Origin of the sequence: Pseudonocardia sp. 73-21 (assembly GCF_001899645.1) — a bacterium.
GTDB lineage: Bacteria > Actinomycetota > Actinomycetes > Mycobacteriales > Pseudonocardiaceae > Pseudonocardia.
Genome location: NZ_MKVV01000091.1, coordinates 236,295 through 249,823, shown reverse-complemented (window position 1 = coordinate 249,823; position 13,529 = coordinate 236,295). Strand labels below are relative to the sequence as shown.

At 73.0% G+C, this 13,529-nt stretch carries 13 protein-coding genes and 1 pseudogene; 10 read left to right on the top strand and 4 right to left on the bottom strand.

Annotation, left to right across the window (positions count from 1 at the left end):
* The first annotated feature begins 35 nt into the window (after positions 1-35).
* Together BGP03_RS29085 and BGP03_RS29080 are read left to right on the top strand one after the other, a co-directional pair.
* Complete coding sequence (locus tag BGP03_RS29085; RefSeq protein ID WP_296368411.1) at positions 36-3,155, top strand: DEAD/DEAH box helicase; 3,120 nt, start codon at positions 36-38, stop codon at positions 3,153-3,155.
* The gene (locus BGP03_RS29080; RefSeq protein ID WP_298799110.1) at positions 3,148-3,978 is read left to right on the top strand and encodes an SWIM zinc finger family protein; all 831 of its coding nucleotides are present in this window, start codon (positions 3,148-3,150) and stop codon (positions 3,976-3,978) included. Before BGP03_RS29085 ends, BGP03_RS29080 begins: the two co-directional genes overlap by 8 nt.
* Here the strand turns inward: BGP03_RS29080 and BGP03_RS29075 are convergent.
* On the bottom strand, positions 3,951-4,277 hold the full coding sequence (locus BGP03_RS29075) for a DUF3817 domain-containing protein (protein WP_296368409.1): 327 nt from the start codon (positions 4,275-4,277) through the stop codon (positions 3,951-3,953). The genes BGP03_RS29080 and BGP03_RS29075 overlap by 28 nt on opposite strands.
* A 78-nt stretch (positions 4,278-4,355) precedes the next feature.
* Between BGP03_RS29075 and BGP03_RS29070 the strand changes: the two genes are divergently transcribed.
* The 4 genes from BGP03_RS29070 to BGP03_RS29055 all read left to right on the top strand — a co-directional run bounded on the left by BGP03_RS29070 (position 4,356) and on the right by BGP03_RS29055 (position 7,321).
* Positions 4,356-4,553, top strand: a complete 198-nt coding sequence (locus tag BGP03_RS29070; protein WP_296368408.1) for a hypothetical protein — start codon at positions 4,356-4,358, stop codon at positions 4,551-4,553.
* Between the two features lie 126 nt (positions 4,554-4,679).
* Positions 4,680-5,015, top strand: coding sequence for a Sec-independent protein translocase subunit TatA (tatA, locus tag BGP03_RS29065; protein WP_296368407.1), 336 nt, complete (start codon positions 4,680-4,682; stop codon positions 5,013-5,015).
* Between the two features lie 85 nt (positions 5,016-5,100).
* Positions 5,101-6,027 (top strand): TIGR03854 family LLM class F420-dependent oxidoreductase, encoded by a 927-nt coding sequence (locus BGP03_RS29060; RefSeq protein WP_296368406.1) that lies wholly within the window; start codon positions 5,101-5,103, stop codon positions 6,025-6,027.
* A gap of 109 nt (positions 6,028-6,136) precedes the next feature.
* Complete coding sequence (locus BGP03_RS29055; RefSeq protein WP_298799109.1) at positions 6,137-7,321, top strand: Ig-like domain-containing protein; 1,185 nt, start codon at positions 6,137-6,139, stop codon at positions 7,319-7,321.
* Here the strand turns inward: BGP03_RS29055 and BGP03_RS29050 are convergent.
* The gene (locus BGP03_RS29050) at positions 7,310-8,863 is read right to left on the bottom strand and encodes an acyl--CoA ligase family protein (protein WP_296368404.1); all 1,554 of its coding nucleotides are present in this window, start codon (positions 8,861-8,863) and stop codon (positions 7,310-7,312) included. The genes BGP03_RS29055 and BGP03_RS29050 overlap by 12 nt on opposite strands.
* 43 nt (positions 8,864-8,906) lie before the next feature.
* On the opposite strand from BGP03_RS29050, the gene BGP03_RS29045 reads away from it, so the two are divergent.
* The 3 genes and pseudogenes from BGP03_RS29045 (at position 8,907) to BGP03_RS29040 (ending at position 12,056) form a co-directional block, all read left to right on the top strand.
* A complete protein-coding gene (locus tag BGP03_RS29045) occupies positions 8,907-10,193 on the top strand; it encodes an acyl-CoA dehydrogenase family protein (protein ID WP_298799108.1) in 1,287 nt (428 codons plus the stop codon).
* 986 nt (positions 10,194-11,179) lie between these two features.
* Positions 11,180-11,281 (top strand): annotated as a pseudogene (locus BGP03_RS36105) (hypothetical protein); the annotation flags it as partial.
* Positions 11,282-11,507: 226 nt separating this feature from the next.
* Entirely contained in the window at positions 11,508-12,056 is a 549-nt protein-coding gene (locus tag BGP03_RS29040; protein ID WP_298799107.1) for a DUF559 domain-containing protein, read from the top strand.
* A gap of 56 nt (positions 12,057-12,112) precedes the next feature.
* Here the strand turns inward: BGP03_RS29040 and BGP03_RS29035 are convergent, their stop codons facing one another.
* Positions 12,113-12,280, bottom strand: coding sequence for a hypothetical protein (locus BGP03_RS29035; RefSeq protein WP_296368400.1), 168 nt, complete (start codon positions 12,278-12,280; stop codon positions 12,113-12,115).
* Positions 12,281-12,297: 17 nt separating this feature from the next.
* On the opposite strand from BGP03_RS29035, the gene BGP03_RS29030 reads away from it, so the two are divergent.
* Positions 12,298-13,011 (top strand): hypothetical protein, encoded by a 714-nt coding sequence (locus BGP03_RS29030; RefSeq protein WP_296368398.1) that lies wholly within the window; start codon positions 12,298-12,300, stop codon positions 13,009-13,011.
* On the opposite strand, the gene BGP03_RS29025 is transcribed toward BGP03_RS29030, so the two are convergent.
* On the bottom strand, positions 12,986-13,465 hold the full coding sequence (locus tag BGP03_RS29025) for a MarR family transcriptional regulator (protein WP_296368397.1): 480 nt from the start codon (positions 13,463-13,465) through the stop codon (positions 12,986-12,988). The genes BGP03_RS29030 and BGP03_RS29025 overlap by 26 nt on opposite strands.
* Between the last annotated feature and the right edge of the window lie 64 nt (positions 13,466-13,529).

Genomic DNA, 13,529 nt, shown 5'->3' with positions numbered 1-13,529 from the left:
CGAGACTGTCGGGCCCCGCTCGTAAGGTCTGTCCCGTGCTCGCCGTTCATGCCCTGTGGTCCCCCGGTCGCGGGGTGCTGCTCTGGGCCGAGGACGGTGAACGGCCGGCCACCTCCAGCGCGCGGTCGCTGCGCACGGCCCGCCCGCATCCCTTCGCCGCCTCGGCCACGGAGCTCGGCGCGCTGCACCCCGGCAAGCCCGCCACCCTGACGCTTCTGCTGCCCTCGCGCGCCGGCGGCCCGGTGGCCTCGCCCGAGCTCGTGCGCAGCGACGGCCGGGGCGGGGCGGCGCGCAGCGAGCCCGTGCTCCGGCCGTGGACCGTCGCCGCGCTGGCCGTCGACGTCGCGGAGCTGGGCGATCCCGCCGACGAGGCCCGCTACGGCGCCTCCGTGGCCCACCTGCGGGCGCTGGCCGAGCTGGCCGACGATCTCGCGGCGCGGGGCAAGGTGCTGCCCACCCTGACCCGGGAGAACGGGGCCGCGCACGCGCGGTGGCGGCCCGTGGTCCGCGGGCTCGACGTCGTCGCCCTCGACGCGCTGGTCGCGGCCCTGCCGCCGGTGGCCCGGGCCGAGCGGAGCGGCCCCCGCGACGTCCTGGGCGCCGATCCGCGCACCCTGGTCGAGGATGCGCTGGCCGTGCTCACCGACGCCGCAGTGCGCGACCGGCTGGCGCGCTCGGGCCAGCCCGTCGGGATCGTCCCGGCCCGGCGGCCCACCCGTTCCGTGCCGATCACCGAGGCCTGGCTCGCCGCGCTGCTCACGCCCGACGGCCACGTCGAGGCGTCCGCGCGGGATCTCGACACGCTCGCCGGGTCGCTGACGGCGTGGGACGAGTTCGGCACCGTCCCCACCGGCGAGGGCCGCGCGAGCTTCCGGCTCTCCGAGGTCCGCACGCTGCACGACCCGTCCGATCCGGGCGGCGACCCCGACGACCAGACCGGCGACGGCACGCGCTGGATCCTGGAGTTCTTCCTGCAGTCCACGGCCGACCCGAGCCTGCTGGTGCCCGCGGCGCAGGTGTGGTCCGGGCGCGCCGAGCGGCTCGTCGCGGAGCCGCAGGAGCTGCTGCTCGGCGAGCTGGGCCGCGCCGCGCTGGTGCTCCCGGCGCTGGCGCCGGCGCTGCGGTCGGCCCGGCCGGAGCAGCTCGAGCTGGACATGGGCGGGGCCAAGCAGTTCCTCACCGTCGACGCGCCGCTGCTCATCGAGTCCGGGTTCGGCGTGCAGCTGCCCTCGGGCTGGGACGGCTCGCGGCGCGTCGGGCTCACCCTCTCCGCCCGCAGCACCCCCGCCGACCGCGTGCTCACCCGCGGTGGCCTCGGCCGGGAGGAGCTGGCCGATTTCCGCTGGTCGGTGGCCGTCGGCGACGAGGAGCTGTCGGAGGAGGAGCTCACCGAGCTGGTGGCGGCCAAGGCCGAGCTGGTGCGCGTGCGGGGCCGCTGGGTCACCGTCGACGCCGAACGGCTGCGCGTCGGGCTCGAGTTCCTCCGACGCGGCCGCACGAAGCGCACCCCCACCGTCGCGGAGGTGCTCGCCCTCGCCCAGCGCCACCCCGAGGACGACGCAGCCTGGGCCGACGATGGGGTCCCCCTGCCCGTCACCGACATCCGGGCCGAGGGCTGGATCGGTGATCTGCTCAGCGGCACGGCCGAGCGCTCCATCGCCCCCGTCGCCACCCCACCGGGGTTCCTGGCCACGCTGCGCCCCTACCAGGGCCGCGGCCTGGCGTGGCTCGCGTTCCTGTCGTCGCTCGGGCTGGGCGCGTGCCTGGCCGACGACATGGGACTGGGCAAGACGGTGCAGCTGCTGGCGCTGGAGGCCTACGAGCGCAGCGCAGGCGGAGCACGCATCGACACCGAGCGGGCCGAGCAGGAGTACGGACCCACGTTGCTGCTCTGCCCGATGTCACTGGTCGGCACCTGGCAGCGGGAAGCGGCCAAGTTCGCCCCCGACCTGCGCATCCTCGCCCACCACGGCCCCACCCGGCTGCACGACGAGCCGCTGGCCGAGGCGATCCGCGCCGCCGACATCGTCGTCACCACCTACGCCACCGCCGCCCGCGACGCCGACGAGCTCGCCGCCGTCGCGTGGCGCCGGCTCGTGCTCGACGAGGCCCAGGCGATCAAGAACAGTCGCGCCTCCTACGCCCGCGCGGTCCGCCGCTTCGACGCCGAGCACCGCGTGGCACTCACCGGCACGCCGGTGGAGAACCGCCTCTCGGAGCTGTGGTCGGTGATGGACGTGCTGAACCCCGGCCTGCTCGGCACGGCCGACGCCTTCCGCGCGCGCTACGCCATCCCCGTCGAGCGCCACGGCAACGTCGAGGCGGCCGAGCGGCTCAAGAACGTCACCCGGCCCTACCTGCTGCGCCGCGTCAAGACCGATCCGACGATCATCGACGACCTGCCCGAGAAGATCGAGATCAATCAGCACTACAAGCTCACCGCGGAGCAGGCGTCGCTCTACCGCACGGTCGTCGACGACATGATGGAGAAGATCGAGGACTCCCGCGGCATCCAGCGCCGCGGCAACGTGCTCTCGGCGATGGCCAAGCTCAAGCAGGTCTGCAACCACCCCGCCCAGCTCCTGCACGACGGCTCGGCGATGGGCCGGCGCTCGGGCAAGGTCATCCGGCTCGAGGAGATCCTCGGCGAGATCCTCGACGAGGGCGACCGCGTGCTGTGCTTCACGCAGTTCACCGAGTTCGGCCACATGCTCGTGCCGCACCTGTCGGCCCGTTTCGACACCGACATCGCGTTCCTGCACGGCGGCACCCCGAAGAAGCGCCGCGACGAGATGGTGGCGCGGTTCCAGACCGGCGAGGGTCCGCCGGTGATGCTGCTCTCGCTCAAGGCCGGCGGCACCGGGCTCACGCTCACCGCGGCCAACCACGTCGTGCACCTCGACCGCTGGTGGAACCCCGCGGTGGAGAACCAGGCCACCGACCGCGCGTTCCGCATCGGACAGCGCCGCAACGTGCAGGTGCGCAAGTTCGTGTGCCCGGGCACCGTCGAGGAACGCATCGACGCCATGATCACGAAGAAGAAGGCGTTGTCCGGAATGGTCGTGGGTGAGGGCGAGAACTGGTTGACCGAACTGTCCACCGACACCCTGCGCGACATGTTCGCGCTCGATTCGGGGGCGGTGGAGGATGACTGATCCGTGGTGGCTGGACGCCGAACGCACCACGCCGCGCAAGGTCGAGGGCGGCATCCAGATCAACAGCACCCGCGGCTCGGTGGCGCGCACCTGGTGGTCCAAGCGGTTCCTGGCGGTGCTGGAGGCCATCGGCGTCGGCGGGCGGATGGCGCGGGGCCGCACCTACGCCCGCGCCGGCCAGATCGTCTCCCTCGACGTGGCCGCGGGCGGCGCTGTCGCGCAGGTGCAGGGCAGCCGCCCCAAGCCGTACGCGGTGCGCGTAGGGGTGCCGACGTTCGGCAAGGCCGAGTGGGCGCTCGTGGCCGACGCGCTGGTGGCCGACGCCTCGCACACGGCCGCGCTGCTGGCCGGGGAGATGCCGCGCGAGATCGAGGCGGTGTTCACGGCCGTCGGGCTGTCGCTGTTCCCCGCGTCGGCGCGGGATCTCGCCCTGGACTGCAGCTGCCCCGACCAGGCCGTTCCGTGCAAGCACCTCGCGGCCGTCTGCTACGTGCTGGCCGAGCAGTTCGACGCCGACCCGTTCGCGATGCTCGCGCTGCGCGGGCGCGACCGCGAGACGCTGCTCGACGACCTGCGCGCCCGCCGCGCGGCCGCCGGGCCGGGCGGTCCGGCCGACGGCGTGGTGCCGCTCGCGGAGGCGCTGGGCGGCTTCTTCGTCACCGGCCCCGGGCTCGCCGATGCGGCCAGCACGCGGGCGTCGGTGCCGCTCACCCCGTCGGACGCGCTGCTCGACCAGGTGCCGGAGTTCCCGATCGGGATCCGCGGTCTCGCGCTCACCGACCTGCTGCGCCCCGCCTACCAGGCCCTGGCGGGCGAGGGCTGATCCAGCAGGCCCGTGCGGCGGGCACGGCGTTCGAACCACAGCGTGGCCAGCGGCGGGATGCTCGACGCCAGCGCCACCAGCGTGGTCACGAGGTTCCACCGGAACGTGCGCGCCGCGAGCAGGGTGATCACCACGTAGGCGACGAACAGGCCGCCGTGGATCGGTCCGAACACCTGCACCCCGATCTCGCTGATCCGCAGGACCCACTTGACGACCATCCCGACGAGCAGGCATGCCCAGGAGCAGGCCTCGGTGACGGCGATCACCCGGAACGCCCGGGCCACGAGAGCTGGAGTCACGGCCCCCACTCTGCCCGACGGCGCACCGCGATATTCTACCGGGTGTCGAAGATGGCGGTGGTGGGGCATGATCGCACCATGACTCGCTGGGCAGGGATCGTGGTCGGCGTCCTGCTGGCCCTCATCGGTGCGCTCTGGACGCTGCAGGGCGCCGGCGTGGTGGGCGGCAGCTTCATGACCGGCTCGCGCGTGTGGTTGATCATCGGCGTGGTGGCGCTCATCGTCGGCATCGGCCTGCTCGTGCGCGCACTGCGGGGCCGCCGCCCGGTGGGCTGAAACGGACGAACAACCGATTCCCGGAACGCATTCCGGACGATTCACGCACTGCTGCCCCACCGTGCGGCGAATGCGTCGAACCCTTCACACTGGAGCCCGAGAGAGCAGTCGAAAGGGGAACGGACAATGGGTGAACTGAGCCCGTGGCACTGGGCGATCGTGATCGTCATCTTCGTCGTCCTGTTCGGCGCCAAGCGGCTGCCCGACGCCGCCCGCAGCCTGGGCCGCTCCGCACGGATCCTGAAGGCGGAGTTGAACGGCGACGCCCCGAAGCCCGCGGACACCCCGGCCCCCTCGTCCGCCGCCGTGACGCCCGAGGCCGTCGTCACCACCGAGCCGCAGGCAGCGGCACCGGCCACCGCACCGGCCACCGCCGGCGTCGCCCCGGACGTGCCCCCCGCACCGGTGGAGCCCCAGGCCGCCGAACACCGGCCGGCCGAACCCCAGCCCGTCGAGCGCTGACGACCGCGCGCCGGGCGGCTACCGTCGACGGCGTGTCCAGCATCAGCACATCGCACCGCAACCGCACCCGCCGCGACGGGCACCGGTGAACGCCCCCAAGGTCCGCATCGGGCTGGGTTCCATCTCCCTGGGTTCGACCGACGGCGCCGCGGCGCCGGGGCCCGAACTCGCCGATCTGGTCGACGCCTGCGAGGCGGTGGGCGCCGACTCGATCTGGCTGGCCGACCAGCCCTCCGGCCCCGGCATCGACCCCCTGATCGGGCTCGCGTTCGCCGCCGGCCGTACCACGAAGCTCAAGCTCGGCACCGGCGTGCTCATCCTGCCGGGCCGCAACCCGATGCTCGTCGCCGCCCAGCTGGCCTCGCTGGTGGCGCTCGCGCCCAAGCGGATCCTGCCGACGTTCGGGCTCCGGCCCGCCACCCGCGGGGAGCGCGGCCTGTTCCCCGTTCCCGACGGTGAGCGCGCCGCCGTCTTCGACGAGACGCTCGAGGTGGTCCGGCGGCTGCTCGCCGAGCCGAGCGTCACCCACCACGGCCGGTTCTTCCACCTCGACGACGCCTCGGTCGGCCCGCTGCCCCCCAGGCCGCTGGACCTGTGGCTCGGCGGGCAGGCCCCCGCCGGGCTGCGCCGCATCGGACGGCTCGCCGACGGCTGGCTCGGCAGCTTCCTCACCCCCGACGAGGCGGCGGAGTGCCGCCGGGGCATCGAGGCCGCCGCCGCGGAGGCGGGCCGGGAGATCGAGGACGACCACTACGGCACGAACATCGCGGTGGTTCCCGAGGAGACCGACGGCGCCACCCGCGACGCCGCGTTCGCCGCGCTGGGCCGCCGCCGCCCCGATCTCGACGCCCGGCTGCTGGTCGCCGACGGCTGGACGGCCGCCCGCGAGCAGGTCCGTCGGTTCGTGGACGTCGGGCTGTCGAAGTTCGTGCTCCGTCCGGCCGTACCGGTGCCCTCCTGGCGCGGGTTCCTCGACCGTTTCACCCAGGAGCTCCTGCCGCTGCAGACCTGATCGGCCTTACTGTCCGGCTTGGGTCGACGACCGGCCTGCGGATACGATTGACGTCCGGGTCCGGTGTTGCTGTAGTGGCGCCTGGGGTTTCGACATCGGGGGTTCACCCATGCGCTGGTCCGCATCGCACGGCACGTTGCTCGGAGCGCTCGCCGTCGTCGCGGTGGCCCTCACCGGCTGCACCGTCCCCACCGCGGCCGCCACCCCGCCCCCACCCGCGGTGGTCGCCCCGCCCGTGGCGCCGACCGTGAAGATCGTGCCCGCCGACGGGGCCACCGACGTCGCCCCCGCCGACCCCATCACGATCACGTCCACCGGCGGCACCCTCAGCGGCGTCGCCTTGGCGGCCGACGACGGCACGCTGATCCCCGGAACCGTCTCCCCCGACGGCCTGACCTGGAAGGCCACCGCCCCGCCCGCCTACGACACCGACTACACCTTCACCGGCACGGCGAAGGGTGCCGGTGGCACCGCACCCGTCGCCGGGAAGTTCACCACCGCCGACCCGGGCCGCCTGGTCCGTGCGTCCACCAACATCGGCGACGACGCCGTGGTCGGCGTGGCCGCGCCCATCGAGATCCAGTTCAACCGCACCATCCCCGAGGCCAACCGCGCCGCCGCCCAGCGGGCGCTGAGCATCACCACGTCCACGCCGGTGACGGGCTCGTGGGCCTGGTTGCCCGACGACTCCCAGGGGTCGCGCGTGCACTACCGGCCACAGACCTACTGGCCCGCGGGCACGAAGGTCGGCGTCGCCGCGTACCTCTACGGCGTCGACCTCGGCAAGGCCGGCTACGGCGCCTCGGACCTCACCACGTCGTTCACGATCGGGCGCTCGCAGATCGTCAAGGCCGACGCCCGCACCCACCGCATCCAGGTGATCCGGGACGGCGCCACCATCCTCGACCTGCCTGCCAGCTACGGGCTGGAGAGCGACCCCGGCCGCGTCACCCACAGCGGCACCCACGTCGTGATGGGCAAGGCGGAGACCGTGCTCATGACCAACCAGGCCTACGGCTACACGGACGTGCCCGAGCACTGGGCGGTGCGCATCTCCAACAACGGCGAGTTCATCCACGCCAATCCGGCCACCAACGGCGTGCAGGGCAAGCGCAACGTCACCCACGGCTGCATCAACCTGTCCACCAACAACGGCAAGGCCTACTACGACACGGCGATGTTCGGCGACCCGGTGGAGATCACCGGCACCACCGTCCCGCTCTCGGCCGCCGACGGCGACATCTACGACTGGGCGATCTCCTGGGCCGACTGGCAGAAGATGTCAGCGCTCTGACCCCTCCCCCGACTTCTGGCGCAGCACGAACTTCTGGATCTTGCCGGTGGACGTCTTGGGCAGCTCGCCGAACGTCACGGTCTTGGGCGCCTTGAACCGCGCCAGCCGCCCGCGCACGTGCTCGATGATCTCCTCCTCGGTGGCGGTCGCACCCTCGTGCAGCGTGACGAAGGCCGCCACGACCTCACCCCACTTCTCGTCGGGCACCGCGATGACGGCGGCCTCCAGCACGGCGGGGTGGTCGGCGATCACCTGCTCCACCTCGACCGACGCGATGTTCTCGCCGCCGCTGATGATCACGTCCTTGCTGCGGTCCTTCAGCTCGACGTAGCCGTCCTCGTGGATCACCCCGAGGTCGCCGGTGCGGAACCAGCCATCGGGGACGGCCGCGGCCGTGGCCTCCGGATCGTCGAGGTAGCCGAGCATCACGTTGTTGCCCCGGAACGCGATCTCGCCGACGGACGTGCCGTCGGCGGGCACGTCGGTGCCGTCGGAGGCGATCACCCGGGCCCGGCACGAGATCATGTTCCCGACGCCCTGCCGGGCCTTCAGCCGGGCCTGCTCCCCCGCGTCCAGGTCGTTCCACTCGGGGCGCCAGTCGCAGATCATCACCGGGCCGAACGTCTCGGTCAGCCCGTAGAGATGCGTGACGTCGAAGCCCAGCTCGTCCATCCGGCGCAGGATCGCCGGTGACGGCGGCGCCCCGCCCGTCGCGACCCGGACCGTCGGCGACACCGGGCCGGCCTCGGGCGCATACGCGAGCATCGACAGCACCGTCGGCGCGCCGTTGAGATGCGTGACGCCCTCCTCGCGGATCAGCCGCCACACCTCGGTGGGATCCACCTTCGGCAGGCACACGTGCGTGGCGGCCGCGGCGGTGACCGCCCACGGGAAGCACCAGCCGTTGCAGTGGAACATCGGCAGCGTCCACAGGTGCACCGCGCTGGGTGACAGTCCGGTGTGCCCGACCATGGCCAGGGCCTGCAGGTAGGCGCCGCGGTGGTGGTACATCACGCCCTTGGGCCGCCCGGTCGTGCCGGAGGTGTAGTTGATCGACAGCAGGGCACGCTCGTCGTCGGGGGTGATCGCCAGCGGCGGGGCGTCGGCGATGAGCGTCTCGTACTCGTCGCCGGACCGGATGCGCGTCGGCGGGTGCTCCATGGTGGCGAACGCGGCGTCCACCAGCTCGTCGAAGACCGGGTCGTGGACCAGCACGGACACGTTCGCGTGCTCGAGGATGTAAGCCACCTCGCCGGCGGAGAGCCGGGTGTTCACCGCCACCAGCGGCACGCCCGCCCACGGCACCCCGAAGTTGGCCTCCAGCAGCACGTGGGTGTTCGGGGCGAGCACCGCCACCGGCCGCCCCTGCGCGAGCGGGGCCAGCGCCCCGGCCAGGCGTCGGCAGCGGTCGTGCAACTCGGCGTAGGTGAAGCGCTGCTCCCCGTCGACGACGGCGGTGCGGTCACCGTGCGCGGCGGCGGCCCGGTCGAGGTAGGAGACCGGCGTCAGGGGCTCGAAGAAGTGGTCCACGTCGGTCAGCATCTCCCCACTGGATCGCCGCCGCCCGTCGTGGCACCGTGCAGGCATGGCGTGGGACTTCTCAACCGAACCCGAGTTCGAGACCAAGCTCGCATGGATGCGGCAGTTCGTCCGTGACGAGATCATCCCGCTGGAGACGCTCGACGTCGACCGCGAAACCTACACGCGGATCACCGCGCCACTGAAGGAGCAGGTCAAGGAACAGGGCCTGTGGGCCGCGCACCTGCCGCCGGAGCTGGGCGGCGGCGGGTTCGGGCAGGTCAAGCTGGGGCTGATGCACGAGATCCTCGGCCAGTGCCGCTACGCGCCGGGCATCTTCGGCAACCAGGCCCCCGACTCCGGCAACGCGGAGCTGCTGGCCATCGGCGGCTCGCCGGAGCAGAAGGAGCGGTGGATGTTCCCGCTGCTGCGCGGGGAGATCCGCAGCTGCTTCTCGATGACGGAGCCGGGCGCCGGCGCCGATCCCACGCTGCTGTCCACCCGCGCCGTGCTCGACGGCGACGACTACGTGATCAACGGCCACAAGTGGTTCAGCTCCAACGCCTCGCACGCCGACTTCCTCATCGTCATGGCGGTCACCGACCCCGACGTCTCGGCGTACCAGGGCAGCTCGATGATCATCGTGCCGGTGGACACGCCGGGCGTGGACATCGTCCGCGACATCCCCGTGCTGGACCACCCCACCGTCGGCGGACAGCTCTACGGCGGCCACGCGGAGATCCTCTACACCGACGTGCGGGTGCCGAAGGAGAACCTCGTCGGCAACCCCGGTGACGGCTTCCGGCTGGCCCAGCAGCGCCTGGGCCCCGGCCGCATCCACCACGCCATGCGCTGGCTGGGGCAGAGCCGCCGCGCGTTCGACATGCTCTGCGAGCGGGCCGTCAGCCGCTACACCCACGGCTCCGTGCTGGCCGACAAGCAGATGATCCAGGACATGGTGGCGCTCTCGGCCGCCGAGATGCAGGCCGCCCGCCTGCTCACCCTGCACGCGGCGTGGACGATGGACCAGGTCGGTGCGTCCAACTCGCGGGTCGAGATCGCGATGATCAAGTACTGGGGCGCGAAGGTCCTGCACGACGTGATCGACCGGGCCATCCAGGTGCACGGCTCGCTGGGCTTCTCCGGCGACCTGCCGCTGGAGGAGATGTATCGCGCCGCCCGCGCGGCCCGCATCTACGACGGCCCGGACGAGGTGCACAAGGCCACCGTGGCCCGGCGCATCCTGCGCGGCTACGAGGCCCGCGAGGTCCCGACGGAGCACGTGCCCACCCGCACCGCCGCCGCGCACGAGAAGTTCGCGGGGTACCTGGAGGCGGCCACCGCGAACCTGTAGTGGGCGCCGGCGATCTGCTCGGGGACCGGGCGGTCCGCGACCACGTCCTGACGTTCGGACGCTCCTTCGATCCGCGCAGCTTCTCCCTGCGGGGGACGGGGTCGCGGTTACCTCGCCGGGGGCTGGCTGGGCCGCCGAGGGGCAGTTCGTCGCCGAGGTCAACGAGTACTCGACGCCGCTGCCCGGCGAGGGGCCGGGGACGACGCCGGAGTGGATGGCCGCAGCGGTCCGGGTCGAGGGCCACGGCAGCCGCGCGGTTCTCCGTGATGCGCGCGGGAAGCTCACCGCGCGGCTGACCCGCCTCGCGAAGCAGGGGCCTGCCCCGCTCGAGCCGGCGCCCCTTCCCGTCAGGCTGGCTCTGCGGCACCGACAGCGCGTTCGTGGGCACGGGTGGCGAGACCACGCAGATCGGCTGCCAGGACCAGATCACGACCACCTGGTGGCCCGGCCGGTCCTCGCGCGCCGGCCTCGACGGCGAGATGCTCGTCCGGCTCGACGCCGACGGCAGCGAGGTCGGGCGGCTGGAACACGATCCCCGTCAGGGTCGGAGCCGTGGACGCACTCGTGGGACGGTGGATCCCGGCGGACGGCGCGGGCAGCGGGGCGCTGAAGCCCCCGTTCGTCGAGCTCGCCGCGGACGGCACCTAGACCGGCTCGGACGGGGCCAACGGCACCCGCGGGACGTGGTCGTCGGGCCCGGACGGGGCGCTGGAGGTCACGCTCGGCCCGTCGACGCGGATGGCCGGGCCGGACATGGTGCCGGTGCCCCTGTGGTTCGCGAACGCCACCCGGGCGCGGTTCGACGGCGAGGTACTGGTCCTCCTCGAAGCCGACGGAGCCGAAGCGGGCCGCCTACGGCGAGCATGATCAGCGTCTCGGCGCAGAATCGGCCAAATCTGGCCGATAAGACGCCCAGCTGCTGATCAAGGTGTGCGAGTTCGGCGAAACGGCCACGGCCAGCAGGGGTGGTTCGGCATCCTCCGGACATGACCTCGGACGTCGCGATCCTCGACCTGCTCGCCCGGCAGGACGGGCTGATCACCTCGGCCCAGGCCGTGCGACACGGGATGTCGGAGCGGACGCTGCGTCGTCGGGTCGAGGTCGACGGATGGTCCCGGCTCGCGCCGCGGATCTTCCTGGCCGGGGGTCACCCGCTGACCGACTCCACCCGGGTACGGGCCGCCGGCCTCTGGGTGGGCGATCGAGGCGCGGTGTCGGGGCCCGGTGCGGCGTTCTGGCTCGGCATGCTCGACACCGCCCCGGACCTGGTGCCGGTGACCGTGCCGCGCAGGGTCGGGCTCCGCCCCGTCGGCGGTGTCGAGGTGCGCCGCCGCGACCTGTCCCCCGTGGACCTCTCCCGCGTCCGGGGCATCCGGGTCACCGGCCGTCCGCTCACCGCCCTGGAGTCGGCGGTCGTCGTGCCGGAGGGGTCGGTGTTCCTCGACCGCGCGCTGCAGAAGCACGTGGAGTTCGACGCCGTGTACCACTGTTACTGCCGCAACATGGGGGCGCGGGGGTTCGCGAGGGTCGGGAACCTGCGTCGCCGCGGCCGACCGGGCGGACTCCGCCGCCGAGCGACTGATGATCACTCTGCTGCGTGGTGCCGGCATCACCGGCTGGCAGCACGGTCTGCCCTTCGGCCGCTGGGAGATCGACTTCGCCTTCCCGGCGGCGAAGGTCGCCGTCGAGGTCGACGGGTGGGCGTGGCACATGGACGTCGAGAGGTTCCGGGCCGACCGGCACAAGGGGAATGCCCTGGTCAGGGCGAAGTGGGACCTGCTCCGGTTCACCTGGCACGACCTGACCACCCGACCCGACTACGTGCTCGGGGAGATCCGGGCCGCCCTCGCCACGTCGTCATGATCAGCGGTTCGGCGCACGATCGGCCAGATCCGGCCGATAACGCGCCCAACGCCTGATCATGACTCGGCGGCGGCCTCCCGGGCCTGCTCCACCCGCTCGTGCAGGCGGCTGCGGATCTCCTCCGGCGTGTAGGCGCGGCGCTGGCGCTCCGCCCGCACCGTGACCGCACCGGTGGCGACGACCCCTGCGAGCCCGGCCAGTCCGACCAGCTTCCACCACTTCATGCCGCTAACCTACCGCCGTGCCCGGAAGCGTGATCACTCTCGACCGGGCCGTGGAGCTCGCCCGCACCGGCGACATCTGGGTCTTCCGCGGCAGCAGCGGCGCCGACCGTGCCATCCGCGGCCTGACCAACGCGCCGGTCAACCACGTCGGCATGGCCGTGGTGATCGACGACCTGCCCCCGCTCATGTGGCACGCCGAGCTCGGCCGCTCGCTGCCCGACATGTGGACCGGCTCCCACCAGCGCGGTGTGCAGCTGCACGACCTGCGCGACGCCGTGCTGCAGTGGGGGCGCCGCTACGGGCAGCGGGGGTGGGTGCGCCAGCTGGACGGCGAGCTGACCCGGGAGCACGAGGACGCGCTGCTCCGCACGGTCGCGCGACTCGACGGCACCCCGTTCCCGTCGACGGCGTCGCTCGCGGCACGCTGGTTCCGCGGGCGCCTGCCGTCCCTCGCCCGCCGCACACCCACACCGGACGCCGGGCTGGAGACGGCCTACTGCGCGGAGGTCGTGGCCGTGACCTACGAGGACATGGGGCTGCTGCCCGGGCACCACGCGCCCAGCTGGTACGACCCCGGTCGCTTCTGGAGCGGCGACGGGCTGGACCTCGCCCCGGGCTTCCACCTGGGCGGGGAGATCGAGGTGGCCCTGCCGCCCGACGAGCACGAGGCACCACCGGTGCCGGTCGAGCACCGGCCGGGCCGGCTCAGGAGGGTGCTGCGTCGCCGGTGACGGCCGCGCGGTGCTCGGTCATCAGCACGTTCATCTCGCCGAGGAACCGGCTCACCGCGGCCAGCTCGTCGGGGGTGTAGCCGGCGAGCATCGCGTCCATGCGCGTGCCGAGCGGGCCGAAGAACGCCCCGCCCACGGCCGCGGCGGCCTGACCGTGGTGCAGCGTGACGCGGCGGCGGTCGCGGCCGTCGCGGCTGCGGTGCACGTGGGAGGCGCGTTCCAGCCGGTCGATGACGGCCGTGGTGGCACCGGAGGACAGGCCCAGGTGATCGCCGAGCCGGCCCGGGGTGAGCGGGGTGCCGTCGGCGTCGGCCTGCATGACGGCCAGCAGCGCGTGGAGGTCGGTGGGGTGCATGCCGTTGCGCTCGGCGAAGACCTGGCCGAGCCGCTCTGCCTCGACCGCGTAGTCCTGCAGGAGCCGAACCAGCTCGTCGCGTACCCCGTTCCCCTCCACGGTTGCAGACTACTCCACCTCACCCGTATTCTCGACCATCGAGATAATTGGCGATCGAGGAGTA